The organism is Epilithonimonas pallida, from assembly GCF_900182975.1.
Classification (GTDB): Bacteria; Bacteroidota; Bacteroidia; order Flavobacteriales; family Weeksellaceae; genus Epilithonimonas; species Epilithonimonas pallida.
The window spans coordinates 134008-149686 of the sequence record NZ_FXUO01000001.1 but is presented as its reverse complement, the minus strand read 5'-3'; the positions used below and the strand labels follow the sequence as shown (position 1 = coordinate 149686).

Here is a 15679-nt window from a genome sequence, read left to right as displayed (position 1 = left end):
AATCAGCTAAAGAAGAAAATCTTTCACAGCTGCATTGAAATCGACAGGATTATTGGCCTGAACCCAATGTTCCGCATTTTTGATTTTAATAATTTTAGAGTGCGGAAATTGTTGCTTAATCAGGAATTCGTCCTGTGGTAAAATATAATTGGAATTAGCACCTGCGATGAACAAAGTCGGACCATTGAAAACACCAAACTTAATGGCATTTGAGACAAACTCTGTATATTTTTCAGCTAAAGTTTTCAGGTTAAATCGCCAGGCCAGTTTCTTGTCGTCTGTCCAATAGAGATTCTTCATTAGAAACTGAATCACAAACTTTTCGTGAATATATTCTTCTAAGACTTTTTCCACATCCTGCCTGGATTCTACAGTAGAAAAATCAACAGATTGCAGCGCTTTGATAATTCCCTGATGATGCGGCGGATAAGCTTTTGGAGCAATATCAGCAACAATCAGTTTTTCCAATCGATCAGGAAAGTTGATGGCGAACTGCATTACCGCCTTTCCTCCTAATGAGTGGCCGAGGAGATTTGCTTTTGGAATATTATGAGCGTCCATATAATTAACAATGTCCTGAGCCAAATCATCGTGCGTCATAGAATCTGAATGAAAACTGCGGCCGTGATTCCTCAAATCCAGTAAATGTGTAGGCATCAATTCACCAAATTCTTTCCCAAAACTCCCCCAATTATCCAGCATCCCAAACAATCCGTGGAATACTAATAATGGTGTTTCGGTTCTTTGCTCTCCGTATATTTTTGAATGTAAAATTTCCATCAATAATTAAATATAATTACCACTTCGCCAATCTCTTAAGATAAGCCTGAACTGTATTTTCTAAACCTAGATATAAAGCTTCCGAAATCAAGGCGTGACCGATAGAAACTTCCAAAAGATTAGGGATGTTATCTGAGAAATATTTTAAGTTATCTAAAGACAAATCGTGTCCGGCATTGATTCCCAAACCATATTCGGTTGCAACTACCGCCGTTTTAAAATAAGATTCTATTGCTAATTCTTTATTGTCAAAATAATGCTTGGCGTAAGCTTCTGTGTAAAGTTCGATCCTGTCGGTTCCGGTTTCCGCAGCAAATTTCACCATTTCCGGATTGGGGTCAAGGAAAATCGACGTTCTGATTCCGGCATTTTTGAATTCAGCGATAACAGATTTCAAAAAATCCAGATTCTTTTCACAATCCCAGCCGGCGTTAGATGTAATCGCATCATCAGCATCCGGAACCAAAGTCACTTGCTCCGGTTTCACTTCCAAGACCATATCGATAAACGGTCGATGCGGATTACCTTCAATATTGAATTCCGTCGTAACTAATGGTTTCAGATCATAGACATCTTTTCTGGTAATGTGTCTCTCATCCGGTCTTGGATGAATGGTAATTCCCTGTGCTCCGAATCTTTCCAGATCAACAGCGACTTGCGTTACACTTGGAACATCGCCGCCTCTTGCGTTTCTTAGCGTAGCGATTTTATTGATATTGACACTTAGTTTTGTCATAATTGATTATTGATAAATGATAATTGATTTAAATTTTATTAACCTGCATTATTTCGAGGTCAAATTCCTTAGAAGCTACCAAAAGGTGATCAAAAATATCTGCCTGAATCTGCTCAAAATTCACCCAGTTAGAATCATTGGCAAAACAATAGATCTCCAAAGGCATTCCTTGTGGCGTGATCTCCATTTGTCTCACCATTATCGTTCCTTCCTGATCGATGTTCGGGTTATTTTTAAGATAATTTAAAGCATAGATTCTGAAAGTTCCGATATTGGTCAATTGTTGACCGTTGATAATTTCTTCAGAATTTTCAAGTGCTCCTTTCTGAGAATCAATCTCTTTTTTCTTATCAACAAGGTAATCGTGAATCAGATTGATTTTCAACAACTTCCCAAAAGCTTCATCATCCAAAAATTTGAAGGATTTGATGTTAAAGACAATGGATTTTTTGATTCTTCTCGTATTGGTTTCGGACATCACCTGCATATTTTTGATTTCTGTCGTAAGCAAGTCATAAGTCGGAATCGTGGAAAGGGTCTTATCAAAGTTTCTGATTTTGGTCGTCAGCAAGTCGATGTCTTCGATATTACCTTCTATAGAATATTTTGGAATAGCAACCCAGTCTCCCACTTTCAGATTCTTGGATGTCGCTACGTGAATACCCGTTACAAAGCCCAAAATCGTATCTCGGAATATCAAGACAATAACAGCTGTAATCGCTCCCAGACTTCCTAAAACCGTGGTGCCGCTGATATTGAAAATAACACAAATGGCAATAACGCTGAAAATAAACATTCCGAAAATCCTCACGGTCTGCGAAATGGAATTGATAGCAATGATTTTATAATAATCTCTCTGGATCAGGTAATAATTCTGCAACACTTTGATAAACCGGAACGCCATATTGGCTATAGCAAGAACTATCACAAAATTGATCATCCTTTCAAGAAGGTCAAAGCTTTTCGGATGCCTGTAAAAAATCGAATATAAAGCAAACTTCCCGATTATCAGTGCCAAAATATTAGCCACAGAATTGGTAACTTTTGCCTGATAGATAGATTTCATTACAGGATATTTCTCTTTATCAAAAAAGAATCTGAAAACAAGATTAATCCCATTTTTCAAGATAAAGGAAACCACAAAAACCAGTAAGGTCAGTAGTGCAAACTTGAGCGTAATCTGACAAGCCAAAACAAAATCATCAGGAAAGAAATCTTTGCAGAAGAAATGAATTTCATCACTGATTCGCTGAAGAAAATCTTTATAATCTTTGATTTCGTTTTTCATTGTTGGAAATATTTTTCAAATTTAAGGATAAAAAAAAACTTTTGGCATTACTTTGAATGTTGTATTTTTAAATTAATTTAAAAACTATGGATTCTGTTTTTATCGACATAATAGCTCTAGTGCTGCTTTTTGTGGGAATGTTGGGAACCTTCCTACCCGTTTTGCCCGGATTATTGTTGAGTATCTGCGGATTACTCATTTTCAAATTTGGGACAGAAAATAATATGCCAATGCTATATGTCTGGATTTTTGTTTTTCTGACACTTGTTTCCACAGTTCTGAATTATGTTATTCCCGCAAAAACCAACAAAAAATATGGTGGAACACGTTATGGAAGCATTGGTTCATTTGTTGGGACACTTTTAGGATTATTTTTCATACCGATCCCATTAGGATTTTTAATCGGCATGTTATTAGGTGTTTTTGTCGGAGAATTATTACACGATATCAATGACCGGAAAAAGGCTTTCAATTCTATGAAAGGTGCTTTTATTGGATTTGTTTACGGAACAGGATTTAATCTAATGGTCGGGCTGGCAATGTTTTTGGTTGTTGGCTATTATATTTTCTTTTAAAATTTAAAGATGATGAATTTCAAAACACTTTTGTTTGCGCCACTCTTATTATTGATGAGTAACTGCAAAACACAATCTCAAACCCAGAATCCAGCTTCTGACAACAAAACTTTTACATTGGGAATCAATAAAAAAGCTTCAATTCCTAATTCTAAAGTCACTATTGAATTTGAAAACATCTCGGAAGACAGCCGTTGTCCGGCAAATGTGACCTGCGTATGGGAAGGCATCGCCATTGTTAATCTGAAAGCTGTTTCCGGAAGCGAAACAAAAGACATCCAGGTTGCAACACGAGATTTTTTACCAAAACAGGTGACTAAATCTTTCAGCTATTCCGGATTCAGATTTACTTTACAGGACGTAAGGCCTTATCCTGGCGGAAAAGAAGAAGCACCTACTGTGACTCTTAAATATGAAAGGGAAAATTAATCATCCCCAAAGAATCGGATCTTTTCCTTTTTCTAAAAGGTAATTATTGATTTTTGAAAAAGGCTTGCTTCCGAAAAAACCTCTATGAACAGAAAATGGTGAAGGATGCGCCGATTGAATGATAAAATGTTTAGTCTCGTCAATTAGCGAGGCTTTTTTTTGTGCAAAAGCGCCCCAAAGAACAAAAACCACATTTTGCTTTTTATCAGAGATTTGTTTGATAATATAATCCGTAAACGTTTCCCATCCAAGGTCTTTGTGGGAATTTGGTTCGTGCGCTTTTACTGTTAAAGTTGCATTGAGAAGGAGAACACCTTGCTTTGCCCAATCCTGCAAATCTTTATTTTTTCTCTCGATTCCCATATCTTCTTTCAGTTCAATAAAGATATTTTTGAGAGAAGGCGGTGCAGTAACATTTTCTGAAACAGAAAAGCAAAGTCCATTCGCTTGACCGTCATTGTGATAAGGGTCCTGACCTAAAATCACCACTTCCACATCATCAAATTCCGTGAGTTCCAAAGCGCGGAAAATCTCATTTTTCGGAGGAAAACATTTGGTCGAATTGTATTGAATTTTTACTTTTTCCCAAAGATTTTTGAAATAATCACTTTCTTTAATTGGCTTCAGAACTTCTTTCCAGGTCATTATTCAGATTTTTTACAAAATTAAATTTACAATTCGACTAAAGCAAATTTGTTGACTTTTTCTGTGAAAAATAAAGTTAATTTCTCTTAAAAGCTATTTGGCTTAATTTTTATTGTAATAAATTCGGGCGATTTTTGAGTTATTATCTATAAAAACAGCCCTTCGTAGAATGAAAATCTGGAACAGTTTTATTTTTTCAATATTTTTTATGGTCAATTTATCAGCACAAAATACCATTATTGTAGGAACTTACACCAATAGTGAGAAGTGCAATAGCGGCGGGATTTATGTTTTTGATTTTGATGAAAACACTTATAAGTATAACCTCAAATATCACACAGAAAATATCATCAATCCTAGTTTTGTGAATTTGAGTCCGGATAAAAAATTCCTTTTTTCTGTGAATGAAAACGGCGACAAAAGCACAGTCACTTCTTTCACGATTGACGAAGCTAACGGAACGCTTATCAAAAAAGATGAAAGAAAAACACAAGGTGAAGATCCGTGTTTCTTGATTTCTGATGACCAAAATCTTATCGTTGCGAATTATTCCGGTGGAAGCATTAATGTTTTTAAACGTTATGCTGACGGAAAATTATCCGATGTTTTCCAGAATATCAAATTCGAAGGTGTTGGTGTAAATCCGAAAAGACAGGAAAAATCACATATTCATCAGGTTCAGTTTTCTCCGGACGGCCGATATGTTTTAGCTAACGATCTGGGACTGGACAAGATATATGTGTTCAAGTACAATAAAAGCGGCGATAAAGTTCTTGAAAAAGTTAATGAATATGATGCGAAGAAAGGTTCCGGTCCAAGACATATTGCGTTCAATAAATCAGGAAATTTATTCTATCTTGTTCAGGAACTGAGTGGCGACTTGTCTGTTTTAAGTTTTGATGACGGGAAAATCAAATTAATCCAGGAAGAGACATTGTTGTCCAGAAAAGTTAGATTCAATTTCAGAGCTGCGGACATTCATTTATCAGACAATGAAAAATTCCTATATGTGACAAACCGTGATGATGCAGATGATATTACTACTTTCAAAATCCTCGAAGACGGCAAAGTGAAAAGAATCCAGCAAATCAAAACTACCGGTAGAAATCCCAGAAATTTCGCCATTAGTCCTAATAATAAATTGGTTTTGATTGCCAACCAGGATACGAACAGGATTAATATTTTCAGCAGAGACATGGAATCCGGCGAGCTGGCTCCAACCAACAAATCCATTCCCGTTTGCACACCGGTGAATATTATTTTTTATGAAAAAGGCAAATAAATTTTTCATCGATACAATATTTAAAATAAAAAATAGTTATTAAAAGGTTAATGCTAGATGAAATCGATGCTTGATTATAAATTTATTCTTTCTTTTTTTCTGATTTGTTGTTCCGGATTGCTGTTTTCGCAAACCGAGAAAGAGAATGAAATCGAAAACGTCGTTATTAAAGGCGTCAAAAAATATAAGAACAAAAAAGAAAACCCGGCTTATGCTATTATGCAGGAAGTCTGGAAAAAGAAAAAATCCAACGGACTTCTGCTCCACAAAGATTATCAATACAAAACTTACGAGAAAATCGATTTCCGACTTGATAATATTGATAGTGCGTTTACTAAAAAACGTGCCTTCAAAGGCATGGATTCTATCATTTTCAAATACAATGATTCCTCCGAGATTGCAGGAAAAGCTGTTCTTCCGATTTTTATTACGGAAAGTATCTTTAAAGTTTATGGAAAAAACGATCCGAAGAAAGAACGCAAAGATTTGGTTGCGACAAGACTTTCGGGATTGAAAAATAATCAGATTGTGTCCAAAACGATACAGAATATGTATCAGGACATCAATATCTATAACAATACTATCAATTATCTCAATATCGGTTTTGTAAGTCCTGTTTCTACAGATGGTTTTGGGGTTTTCGATTATAATATTACGGACACGATTGAAGTTAATACCGTTAAATCTTACGAAATCAGGTTTACACCTAAAAATCCAGATGCATTAGCTCTCAAAGGGCGACTTTATATTTCTATGGATAAATATAATGTGATGAAGGTGGAAATGGAAACCAATAAAAAGATCAACATCAATTTTGTTAAAAGCATTTCTACAGATTTGGAATTCGATAATCCGGATGATTCTACTTTTATCCCGATCAGAAACGAAACCACCTTGCAATTGGTTCTTAGTGATAAGGAAAAAGCAAAATCCGTGATTGCAAAACGGGTCGCCAATTATTCCGATTATCAATTCGACACAGGAAATATAACGGACGAATTTCTCAATAAAATAGTTGTTCCCGAAGATGAAGCAGTGAGCAAAGACGAAGAGTACTGGCAAGCCAACAGAACCGAAGCTTTAACCAACAGCGAGCAAAACATCTATAAAATGTATGATGAGCTGGAAGATAATCCGAAGTATAAAAAAGTCGTCAAAGTTATAGAGATTCTTAATTCCGGATATATCCCTGCCGGTCACAGCGGAATAGAAATCGGAAATATTTTTCAGACATTTGGGTATAATGATATTGAAGGATTCAGACTAAGGACAGGCTTCCGAACTTACCGCGGCAAAAATGATATGTGGAGAATCCAGGCTTATACCGCTTACGGATTCCGTGATCAAAAGTGGAAATATGGAGCGGAAGCCAAATATATGTTCAACAAAACGAACCGTTTTACCGTTGGAGCAGGAACAAGAAACGATGTTTTACAATTGGGCGTTCAGTTGACAACAGACGAAGGCATCATGACAAGATCCTTTGCATCTTCTTCGGTTGTTAATTCCGGTGACAATACTTCCCTGAGTTTTGTCAATCAAACCAATGTGTTTACCAGCATAGAACCCTGGAAAAACTTCCAGATAAGACTGGATGCAACACAGCAAAGCATAAAAGCCGCAGATCCTAATCTTTTTGACATCCGTTATTACAGAGGCGGAATTCTGAGATCTGACCTTAATGATACGAGATTTACCGCAACTCTGATTGCCAGACCCGGAATCAAATTTTCCACTTATGGTGTTGACAGGTACGAAATGACAGCACTCGCAAACAACCCGACTATTATTCTGAAATATACAAAAGGTGTTGGCGGCGTTTTTAATTCGGATTTTAATTATAATAAGTTACAGTTTTATTACTACCAGCCAGTAATTTTAGGAAACTGGGGAAGATTATTTGCCAATGTAGAAGTTGGTAAAAACTTTGATGCGCTCCCACTTCCTTTACAGAATGTTTTGCCAGCCAACCAATCTTATGGATTGCAAAGAGGCGTTTTTTCCCTGATGAACTATTACGAGTTTGTAGCCGATTCTTATGCCGTTCTTTTTCTGGAACATCATTTCAATGGGAAAATACTATCCCAGATTCCATTGATTAAAAAACTAAAATTAAGAGAAGTTGCGTTTTTCCGTTCAGGAGTCGGAAGTCTGAAACAGGAAACGATTAACTTGAATGCCGGCAATATGGCATTGAGCACGCCCAACAAACCTTATTACGAATATGGTTTCGGGATAGAAAATATTGGTTGGGGCAATTTCCGATTGCTGAGAATCGATTTTAACTGGAGAGGAAATTATCTGAATCATACCACTTCAAATTCTAAGTCTGATATTAGAAAATTTGGAATTCAGTTTGGTTTCCAGATGAATTTTTAGGAAATTTGTGACTAGCAGAACTTCTTTTGTCATCGAGTCTACTTCCAAATAATTTATCATCAATGAAAATCCAAAAAATTACGCTACTCTTAAGTTTCTTAATTTTTACTCAATTATATTCTCAAAGAGAATTTGTATTTTTTGGTTCCTACAATTGGGATAAAGGTTCCGAAGCTGTTTATGTTTATGAGCTTAACACGGAAACCGGAAAACTGACTAAAGCTGCCTCCTCTTCTGATGTCATCAATCCAGGTTATATCACAATTTCGCCTGACGGAAAATACGTTTATGCCTCTTCTGATGCCAAAACACCGAATTACGGAACTGTAAGTTCTTTTGCTTTTGATCCTGATCAGAAATCATTAACTTTCCTTAATCAACAAAAAACCGGCGGTGAAAATCCGGTTTATGTGAATGTCGATAAAAGCGGAAAATGGCTCATTAATGTAACATACAATCAAGCTACGATTTCTGTCTTTCCACTTCTTGAAAATGGTAAAATAGATTCTATAGCACAGCATTTCAAATTCACGGAAGGAAGTGACATTGATGCGAAAAGACAGGAGAAAGCTCACACGCATTCTGTCGTGTTTTCGCCGGATTATAAAAATGTTTTATTTGCAGATTTAGGTGCTGATAAAATTTTGCAATATCCTTTTGATGCTAATCAGAAGCAACCTTTGATTAATATCAAAAGTACGTTCATCAATACAAAACCAGGCAGCGGACCGAGACATATCACTTTTAGCAAGGACGGAAAACGAGCATATTCTATTGAGGAATTGGCTGGGATGATTTCGGTTTATGATTTTTCTGATAACAACCTGAAAGAAATCCAAAGAATAGCTACTCATCCTGACAAAATAAAGGAAAGTTTTGAAAGCTCTGATGTTCATATCTCGCCAGACGGAAAGTTTCTATATGCTACCAACAGAGGAAAGGAAAACAATATTGCGATTTTCAAAGTTGTGAATGACGGAAAATTAGAATCTATAGGTTACCAAAAAACCGGCGGAAAACATCCCAGAACTTTTGCGATTGATGAAACTGGAAAATTTATTATTGTGACTAATGTTATTTCTCAAGATGTAACTGTTTTCAGAAGAAACTTAGAAACCGGAATGTTGAAGAAAGTTGGAAAACCTGTGAAAATCAAAAATGTGACTTGTGTGAAAACAAAGATGTATTGATATTTTCTAACCACCAAAGTCACAAAGTTTTTATTTTCTCAAACTATTCAAAAAAAGAAATCTTAATAGATAAACTTTTTGTTCTTTTAGAAATCCATTTTACACTTTCTTTTGTGACTTTTGTGGTTTATAATTTCTACTATAATTACGCTATCTTTGCAGAATGGACGTTAGAGCAAAAAAACATCTTGGTCAGCACTTTCTTACAGACCAAAATATCGCACGCAATATTGTAGAATCATTGTCTTTTGAAGGCTACAGAAAAGTTTTGGAAGTTGGTCCGGGAATGGGCGTTCTTACAAAATTCCTTCTCGAAAAAGAGTCAGAAATCTATGTTGCAGAAATCGACCAGGAATCTATTGTCTATCTCAAAAAACATTACCCTAAACTTGAAGAACAACATTTTGTAGGCGACTTTCTGAAAATCAACATTCCGGAAGTTTTTGATGAAGAATTGGCTGTGATTGGGAATTTTCCTTATAATATTTCGTCTCAGATTTTGTTTAAAATCATTGATAATTACACTTTGATTCCGGAAATGAGCGGAATGTTCCAGAAAGAAGTTGCCGAAAGAACCGCCGCAAAACCAAGAACAAAAGATTATGGCATTTTGTCCGTTTTGGTTCAGGCTTATTATGATGTGGAATATCTTTTCACGGTTCACGAAAATGTCTTCAATCCGCCACCAAAAGTGAAATCCGGTGTCATCCGAATGACCCGAAATTTGAAAGAAGGATTAGCTGGAAATGAGGTTCTATTCAAACAAATCGTAAAAGCCGGATTTGGGCAAAGACGTAAAAAGATGAGCAACGCTTTGAAAGTTCTTAGTATCCCTGAAAATATGAAATCTCATCCTTTTCTTGACATCCGAGCAGAAGAATTGTCTGTTTCAGATTTTATTTCTTTTGCGAATGAGTGGAAAAGTAATTTATAGAATTCTATTTCTCGCAGACTGAGAAGATTTTTTGAGCAAAAGCTCTGGTAAAAGAAAAAACCCACAGCCCCGATTGCAGTGGAAATCCTTTTTCTTTTCTTTCACATAAGGAAAAGAAAAAGATTGTAGCTCCAAATAATTACATTAAAATCCTTATTTTTGTAGTATGGAAAAAGTGGTATTGGTCAATCCTCAGGATGAAGTTTTGGGACAGATGGAAAAAATGCAGGCGCACGAAAATGGTCTTTTGCATCGTGCATTTTCGGTTTTCTTGTTCAATGAAAAGGGAGAAATGCTTTTACAAAAGCGTGCCGGAGAAAAATACCATTCGCCAAACCAATGGACCAACGCTTGTTGCTCACATCCAAGATTGGACGAGTCTTATCTGGATGCAGCGAAAAGACGTATCAAAGAGGAATTGGGAATCGATTGTGAATTGACCGAAAAATTCCATTTTATCTACAAAGCGGATGTTGGAGAAGGACTTTGGGAACATGAGTTGGATTATGTTTTTTCGGGCAACTTTGACGGAGAATTTGATTTGAATCCTGAGGAAGTTTCGGAAATTCGATATGTTTCTATATCTGATTTGCAACAGGAAATTTCTGAAAATCCAGACAATTTTACAGAATGGTTTAAAATCATTTGGGATGAATATCGAAATCAACTTAATTAATTTAATCTCACAAATCAAGCTGGTTTTGCAGATTAAAAGATTTGCTGAATTAGCTAAAATCTGCGAGAAAATTATAACATTTTTCAACCCGGAAATATTCCTTAACTTTATTATCAAATCTCAAGTTTATGAAGGCTTTGGTAATTGGTGCAACCGGCGCTACAGGAATTGATCTCGTTAATCAGCTTTGTCAGGATTCTGACTTCGAACAAATTGATATTTTTGTGAGACGCCGTTCTGATTTTCATAACGAAAAAGTCAAAGCGCACATCGTGGATTTTGACCATCCTGAAGAATGGAAACACCTTGTGAAAGGCGATGTCGCTTTTTCTTGTCTCGGAACAACTCTGAAATCTGCAGGAAGTAAAGAAAATCAAAAAGTAATTGATTATGATTATCAATTCAATTTTGCAAAAGCAGCAAAAGATAATGGTGTTGAAGATTATATTTTAGTTTCTGCTTATGGTGCCAATCCTGATTCCAAAATTTTCTATTCCCGAATGAAAGGAGAACTGGAAGAGGCAATTAAGAATCTTAAATTCGATAAAACTACTATCTTCAAACCCGGAATGTTGGAAAGAAAAAATACTGACAGAAGTGGTGAAGTTTTTGGTTTGAAAATTATTAAATTCCTGAATAAGTTCGGTTTTTTTAAAAGTCAGCAACCCCTTCCGACTTCCATTCTCGCAAAAGCAATGATTGTCGCTTCGAAAATAAAATCCAATAATTTCTCAGAAGTCAAGTTGCACAATATTTTCAGTTTTGCTGAGAAAAAGACATAAAAAAACCAATCTAAAATGATTGGTTTTAATTTTTAATTATTTCTGTCTTTCAGATACTTTTGCCATTCCCAAGTTGTTTTGAGCGCTTCTTCCAAAGTGGTTTCCGATTTCCAATTGAGTTCTTTCTCAGCTTTGTCAGCATTAGCATAAGCAATCGTGATATCACCTTCTCTTCTTGGGCAAATCTGGTAAGGAACTGCAACATTATTTGCCAATTCAAAAGCCTTAACCACTTCTAAAACTGACGAACCTTTTCCTGTTCCCAAATTATAAATATCCAAAACTGTTTCTTCTTCAGAATGCATCAGTTTTTGTAAAGCAGCAACGTGAGCTTTTGCCAAATCTACAACATAAATATAATCCCGGATTGCTGTTCCGTCTTCTGTTGGATAATCATCTCCCCAAATGCTTAATTTTTCTCTGATTCCTGCAGCAGTTTGCGTGACATAAGGAACCAAATTATTAGGAATTCCTGCTGGAAGTTCTCCTAACAAAGCAGTTGGGTGCGCACCAATAGGATTGAAATATCTCAGCAAAGTAACTCTTTTGTTATAGGCTCTGGAAAAATCTTTCAAGATATCTTCACCCATTTGCTTGGTTTTTCCGTAAGAAGATTCAGCTTCTTTCAAAGGCGTATTTTCATCAATCGGCATTTGGTCTGCCTGGCCGTAAACCGTACAGGATGAGCTGAAAATAAAGTTGGAAATATTTCTTTCTTTAAATTCCTGAAGGACATTAATCAAAGAAAATAAATTGTTTTCATAATATTTTAAAGGCTCAGTCATACTCTCTCCTACCGCTTTTGAAGCTGCAAAATTGATACAACCTTCGATATCGTGTGCTTCGAAAACCTGTTTCAATAATTCTTTTCTTTTGAGATCAAAAGGATAAAATATCGGACGTTTTCCTGTGATCTCTTCAATGTTATCAAGGATAAATTTTTCCGAATTCGATAAGTCATCAACAATAATGACATCGAAATTATGATTAATGAGTTCTACAACTGTGTGTGAACCGATATAGCCTAGACCGCCTGTTACAAGTATGGACATTTAATTAATTATAAGTTATGAATTATTAGTTTTTCTCAAAAAACTCCAAAACAGAATCTGTAATATATTTCAATTGCTCTTCGTCCAGTTCAGTATGCATTGGTAGAGAAATGACCTGATCTAATAATTTATCTGTGTTGATAAAATCTGCAGGATTGCTTTCCTGATAATACGCTTTTTGTTTTCTAAGCGCAACCGGATAATAGATCATTGCCGGAATTTCTTTTTCCGTTAAGAACTGCTGTAACTCGTTACGTTTTCCGTTTGTGATTCTTAGTGTATATTGATGAAAAACGTGCGTTGAATTTTTCGCTCTTTTTGGAGTCAGGATATTTTCATGGCCGGCAAAAGCTTCATCATAGTAATCCGCCGCTTTTCTTCTCGCTTCATTATATGAGTCAAGATTTGGTAATTTTTTTCTCAAAATTGCTGCCTGGATACTGTCTAGTCTGGAGTTAACGCCTACTTCATCATGATAATAACGCTCGTACATCCCGTGATTCACAATTCCTCTTAATCTGTGTGCTAATTTGTCATCGTTGGTAAAAATAGCACCTCCGTCTCCATAGCACCCTAAATTTTTTGAAGGGAAGAATGACGTTGTTCCAATAGTTCCCATTGTACCTGATTTTTTGGAAGCCCCGTCAGAGAAAATAAAATCTGCGCCAATTGCCTGGGCATTATCTTCAACTACATATAGATTATGTTCTTTTGCTATTTTTAGAATCTCTTCCATATCAGCACATTGTCCGAAAAGATGAACCGGAATGATTGCTTTTGTTTTAGGCGTAATGGCTTTCTTTATGGCTTCCGTATCAATAGTGAAAGTATCATAATCTACATCTACCAAAACGGATTTCAATTTCAATAAATGAATGACTTCAACTGTTGCAGCAAATGTAAAATCTGCTGTAATTACTTCATCACCTTCTTTCAGGTCAAGAGCCATTAAAGCAATCTGAAGTGCGTCTGTCCCGTTTGCACAAGGAATAACATGTTTTACATCCAAATAATTTTCAAGATCTGATTGAAAGGACTTGACCTCCGGACCATTTATAAAAGCGGCAGAATCCATCACATTCAGAACTGCATTATCAACTTCACTTTTAATTTTATAATACTGGTTTTGTAAATCAACCATTTGGATTTTTTTCATACTCAAATATTTAATTTCTTTTATATCTTATATCATTGCTAGTTTGTAAATGTTTGTCTTATAAAAGATTTTTACAGCAATTTCATAAGCAAAAACTTTATTTTGTAAATTTACATTTATTTATTTGTTTAAAAAATCTAAATACGGAAACGTGAGAAAAATTTTTACAATTGTTTCGGTGGGTATTTCCTTATATGCTACCGCTCAAACAGAACTGGTTTTTGTTTTTTTCAAAGACAAGCCAAACAAAGCGGCTTTCTATAGCAATCCGTTATCAGAATTGACCCAAAAATCACTTAATAGGCGGACAAATCTCGGAATTACTCTTACAGATCAGGATGCGCCAATCGAGCCAACTTATATCCAGAATATTAAAAATCTCGGATTTACAGTTACTGACTACTCCAAATGGCTGAATGGCGTTGCTGTAAACGCGACATCTACACAAATCGCGCAATTATCTCAGCAAAGTTATGTGGATCACGTAGAAACTTTTGTCAGAAACCCAAGTGGAGGGATCCGAAAAGAAAAAATTAACAAATTCAAACAATTTAATCAGCAAAGCACCAGTCGCGATATATTAACTACCTTTAATTACGGGAATAGTCTCGCACAAACCAACCAGATTAATCTTCGCCAGTTGCATGTTGCAGGTTATACCGGAACAGGAATGTCCATAGCTGTTATTGACACGGGCTTTCCTTATGTTAATACGGGCAGCGCATTTAAAAGAATGCGTGACACTGGACATATCAAAGCGACTTACAATTTTGTAACAAAAAGTTCAAGTGTTTATACGACGTCACTTAATCCTCATGGCGCTATGTGTTTGGGAATCATTGGCGGATATATTGACGGTACTTTTGTTGGTTCGGCACCTGACGCTGATTTTTATCTGTATGCTTCGGAGAATGCTGATATTGAAATTCCAGAAGAACAATTATATTGGATAGAAGCCGCAGAAGAAGCGGATAGACAAGGGGTGGATGTGATTTCTACTTCATTAGGTTATTCGGAATTTGATGATAGCCGTTATGATTATACCTATGCGGATATGAACGGAACCACTACATTTATTTCCAGAGGTGCTCAAATTGCTTCCGAAAAAGGCATTTTTGTTCTGATTGCTGCTGGAAACGAAGGACAAAATCCTTGGCATTATATATCTGCACCAGCAGATAACGCAAAAGTTTTTTCAATTGGCGCGGTTAATTCAACAGGAACATCATCAGGATTTTCATCCTATGGACCCAATTCAGCAGGTGTAATTAAACCTGATGCAAGTGCGAGAGGAAGTAATACTTATTACGCATATAACAACACATCGGATTTCGGAAGCGGTACATCATTCGCAACACCATTAGCGGCAGGAGGTATCACTTGTCTCTTGCAGTTTCTTCCCAATTCAACATCAAGAGATAATGTAAAACAGCGCCTGAGACAAGATGCATCGCTTTATCCTTCCAATTCTGACCAAATGGGTTACGGAATTTTGAATCTGTATAAATCTTACCAGACTTATCTAGGCATTAATGATATCGAAAAATCTAAAATTAAAATTTATCCCAATCCGGCAAAAGATTTCATCAATATTACTTCGGAAAAACCTGTAAGGTCGATTGAAATCTATGATACTTTAGGAAGATTAATTAAAACTGAATCTTCTGGTAAAATCAATGTTACTCAATTATCGAAAGGAAATTATCTCCTTAAAATGAAAACCGATTCCGGAGAAACCATTGAAAAATTTATTAAAGAATAGATATAATTAAAAA

Annotated in this window: 15 protein-coding genes; 9 read left to right on the top strand and 6 right to left on the bottom strand. The window is 35.8% G+C overall.

Going from position 1 to position 15679, the window contains the following annotated elements; translation table 11 throughout:
• Positions 1-6: 6 nt before the first annotated feature.
• The 3 genes from QOL71_RS00620 to QOL71_RS00610 are packed head-to-tail and all read right to left on the bottom strand — an operon-like array spanning position 7 to position 2804.
• Positions 7-780: an alpha/beta fold hydrolase gene (locus QOL71_RS00620; RefSeq protein ID WP_283415078.1), complete on the bottom strand. Its 774-nt coding sequence runs from the start codon at positions 778-780 to the stop codon at positions 7-9.
• A gap of 16 nt (positions 781-796) precedes the next feature.
• Entirely contained in the window at positions 797-1516 is a 720-nt protein-coding gene (locus QOL71_RS00615; RefSeq protein ID WP_283415077.1) for a pyridoxine 5'-phosphate synthase, read from the bottom strand.
• A 28-nt stretch (positions 1517-1544) separates the two neighbouring features.
• Positions 1545-2804 carry a mechanosensitive ion channel family protein gene (locus QOL71_RS00610; RefSeq protein ID WP_283415076.1) on the bottom strand — a complete coding sequence of 420 codons (1260 nt, stop codon included), beginning with the start codon at positions 2802-2804 and terminating at the stop codon, positions 1545-1547.
• An 86-nt stretch (positions 2805-2890) separates the two neighbouring features.
• Between QOL71_RS00610 and QOL71_RS00605 the strand changes: the two genes are divergently transcribed.
• Positions 2891-3379, top strand: coding sequence for a DUF456 domain-containing protein (locus QOL71_RS00605; RefSeq protein WP_283415075.1), 489 nt, complete (start codon positions 2891-2893; stop codon positions 3377-3379).
• A gap of 9 nt (positions 3380-3388) precedes the next feature.
• Positions 3389-3808: a hypothetical protein gene (locus QOL71_RS00600; RefSeq protein ID WP_283415074.1), complete on the top strand. Its 420-nt coding sequence runs from the start codon at positions 3389-3391 to the stop codon at positions 3806-3808.
• Here QOL71_RS00600 and QOL71_RS00595 read toward each other — a convergent pair whose 3' ends face one another.
• Positions 3809-4453 carry a uracil-DNA glycosylase gene (locus QOL71_RS00595; RefSeq protein WP_283415073.1) on the bottom strand — a complete coding sequence of 215 codons (645 nt, stop codon included), beginning with the start codon at positions 4451-4453 and terminating at the stop codon, positions 3809-3811.
• Positions 4454-4661: 208 nt separating this feature from the next.
• Between QOL71_RS00595 and QOL71_RS00590 the strand changes: the two genes are divergently transcribed.
• The 6 genes from QOL71_RS00590 (at position 4662) to QOL71_RS00565 (ending at position 11696) form a co-directional block, all read left to right on the top strand.
• Positions 4662-5735, top strand: coding sequence for a lactonase family protein (locus tag QOL71_RS00590; RefSeq protein WP_283415072.1), 1074 nt, complete (start codon positions 4662-4664; stop codon positions 5733-5735).
• A gap of 57 nt (positions 5736-5792) precedes the next feature.
• Positions 5793-8114 carry a DUF5686 family protein gene (locus tag QOL71_RS00585; protein ID WP_283415071.1) on the top strand — a complete coding sequence of 774 codons (2322 nt, stop codon included), beginning with the start codon at positions 5793-5795 and terminating at the stop codon, positions 8112-8114.
• 62 nt (positions 8115-8176) lie between these two features.
• Positions 8177-9304 (top strand): lactonase family protein, encoded by a 1128-nt coding sequence (locus QOL71_RS00580; RefSeq protein ID WP_283415070.1) that lies wholly within the window; start codon positions 8177-8179, stop codon positions 9302-9304.
• Between the two features lie 163 nt (positions 9305-9467).
• On the top strand, positions 9468-10238 hold the full coding sequence (gene rsmA / locus QOL71_RS00575; RefSeq protein WP_283415069.1) for a 16S rRNA (adenine(1518)-N(6)/adenine(1519)-N(6))-dimethyltransferase RsmA: 771 nt from the start codon (positions 9468-9470) through the stop codon (positions 10236-10238).
• Positions 10239-10404: 166 nt separating this feature from the next.
• Positions 10405-10914 carry an isopentenyl-diphosphate Delta-isomerase gene (idi, locus tag QOL71_RS00570; RefSeq protein ID WP_283415068.1) on the top strand — a complete coding sequence of 170 codons (510 nt, stop codon included), beginning with the start codon at positions 10405-10407 and terminating at the stop codon, positions 10912-10914.
• Between the two features lie 128 nt (positions 10915-11042).
• Positions 11043-11696: an NAD(P)H-binding protein gene (locus tag QOL71_RS00565; protein ID WP_283415067.1), complete on the top strand. Its 654-nt coding sequence runs from the start codon at positions 11043-11045 to the stop codon at positions 11694-11696.
• Positions 11697-11728: 32 nt separating this feature from the next.
• Here QOL71_RS00565 and galE read toward each other — a convergent pair whose 3' ends face one another.
• Together galE and QOL71_RS00555 are read right to left on the bottom strand one after the other, a co-directional pair.
• Entirely contained in the window at positions 11729-12748 is a 1020-nt protein-coding gene (gene galE / locus QOL71_RS00560) for a UDP-glucose 4-epimerase GalE (RefSeq protein WP_283415066.1), read from the bottom strand.
• 25 nt (positions 12749-12773) lie between these two features.
• Entirely contained in the window at positions 12774-13904 is a 1131-nt protein-coding gene (locus tag QOL71_RS00555) for a DegT/DnrJ/EryC1/StrS family aminotransferase (RefSeq protein WP_283415065.1), read from the bottom strand.
• Between the two features lie 151 nt (positions 13905-14055).
• Here QOL71_RS00555 and QOL71_RS00550 point away from each other — a divergent pair, with 151 nt between their 5' ends.
• Positions 14056-15666 (top strand): S8/S53 family peptidase, encoded by a 1611-nt coding sequence (locus QOL71_RS00550; protein ID WP_283415064.1) that lies wholly within the window; start codon positions 14056-14058, stop codon positions 15664-15666.
• Positions 15667-15679: the final 13 nt, after the last annotated feature.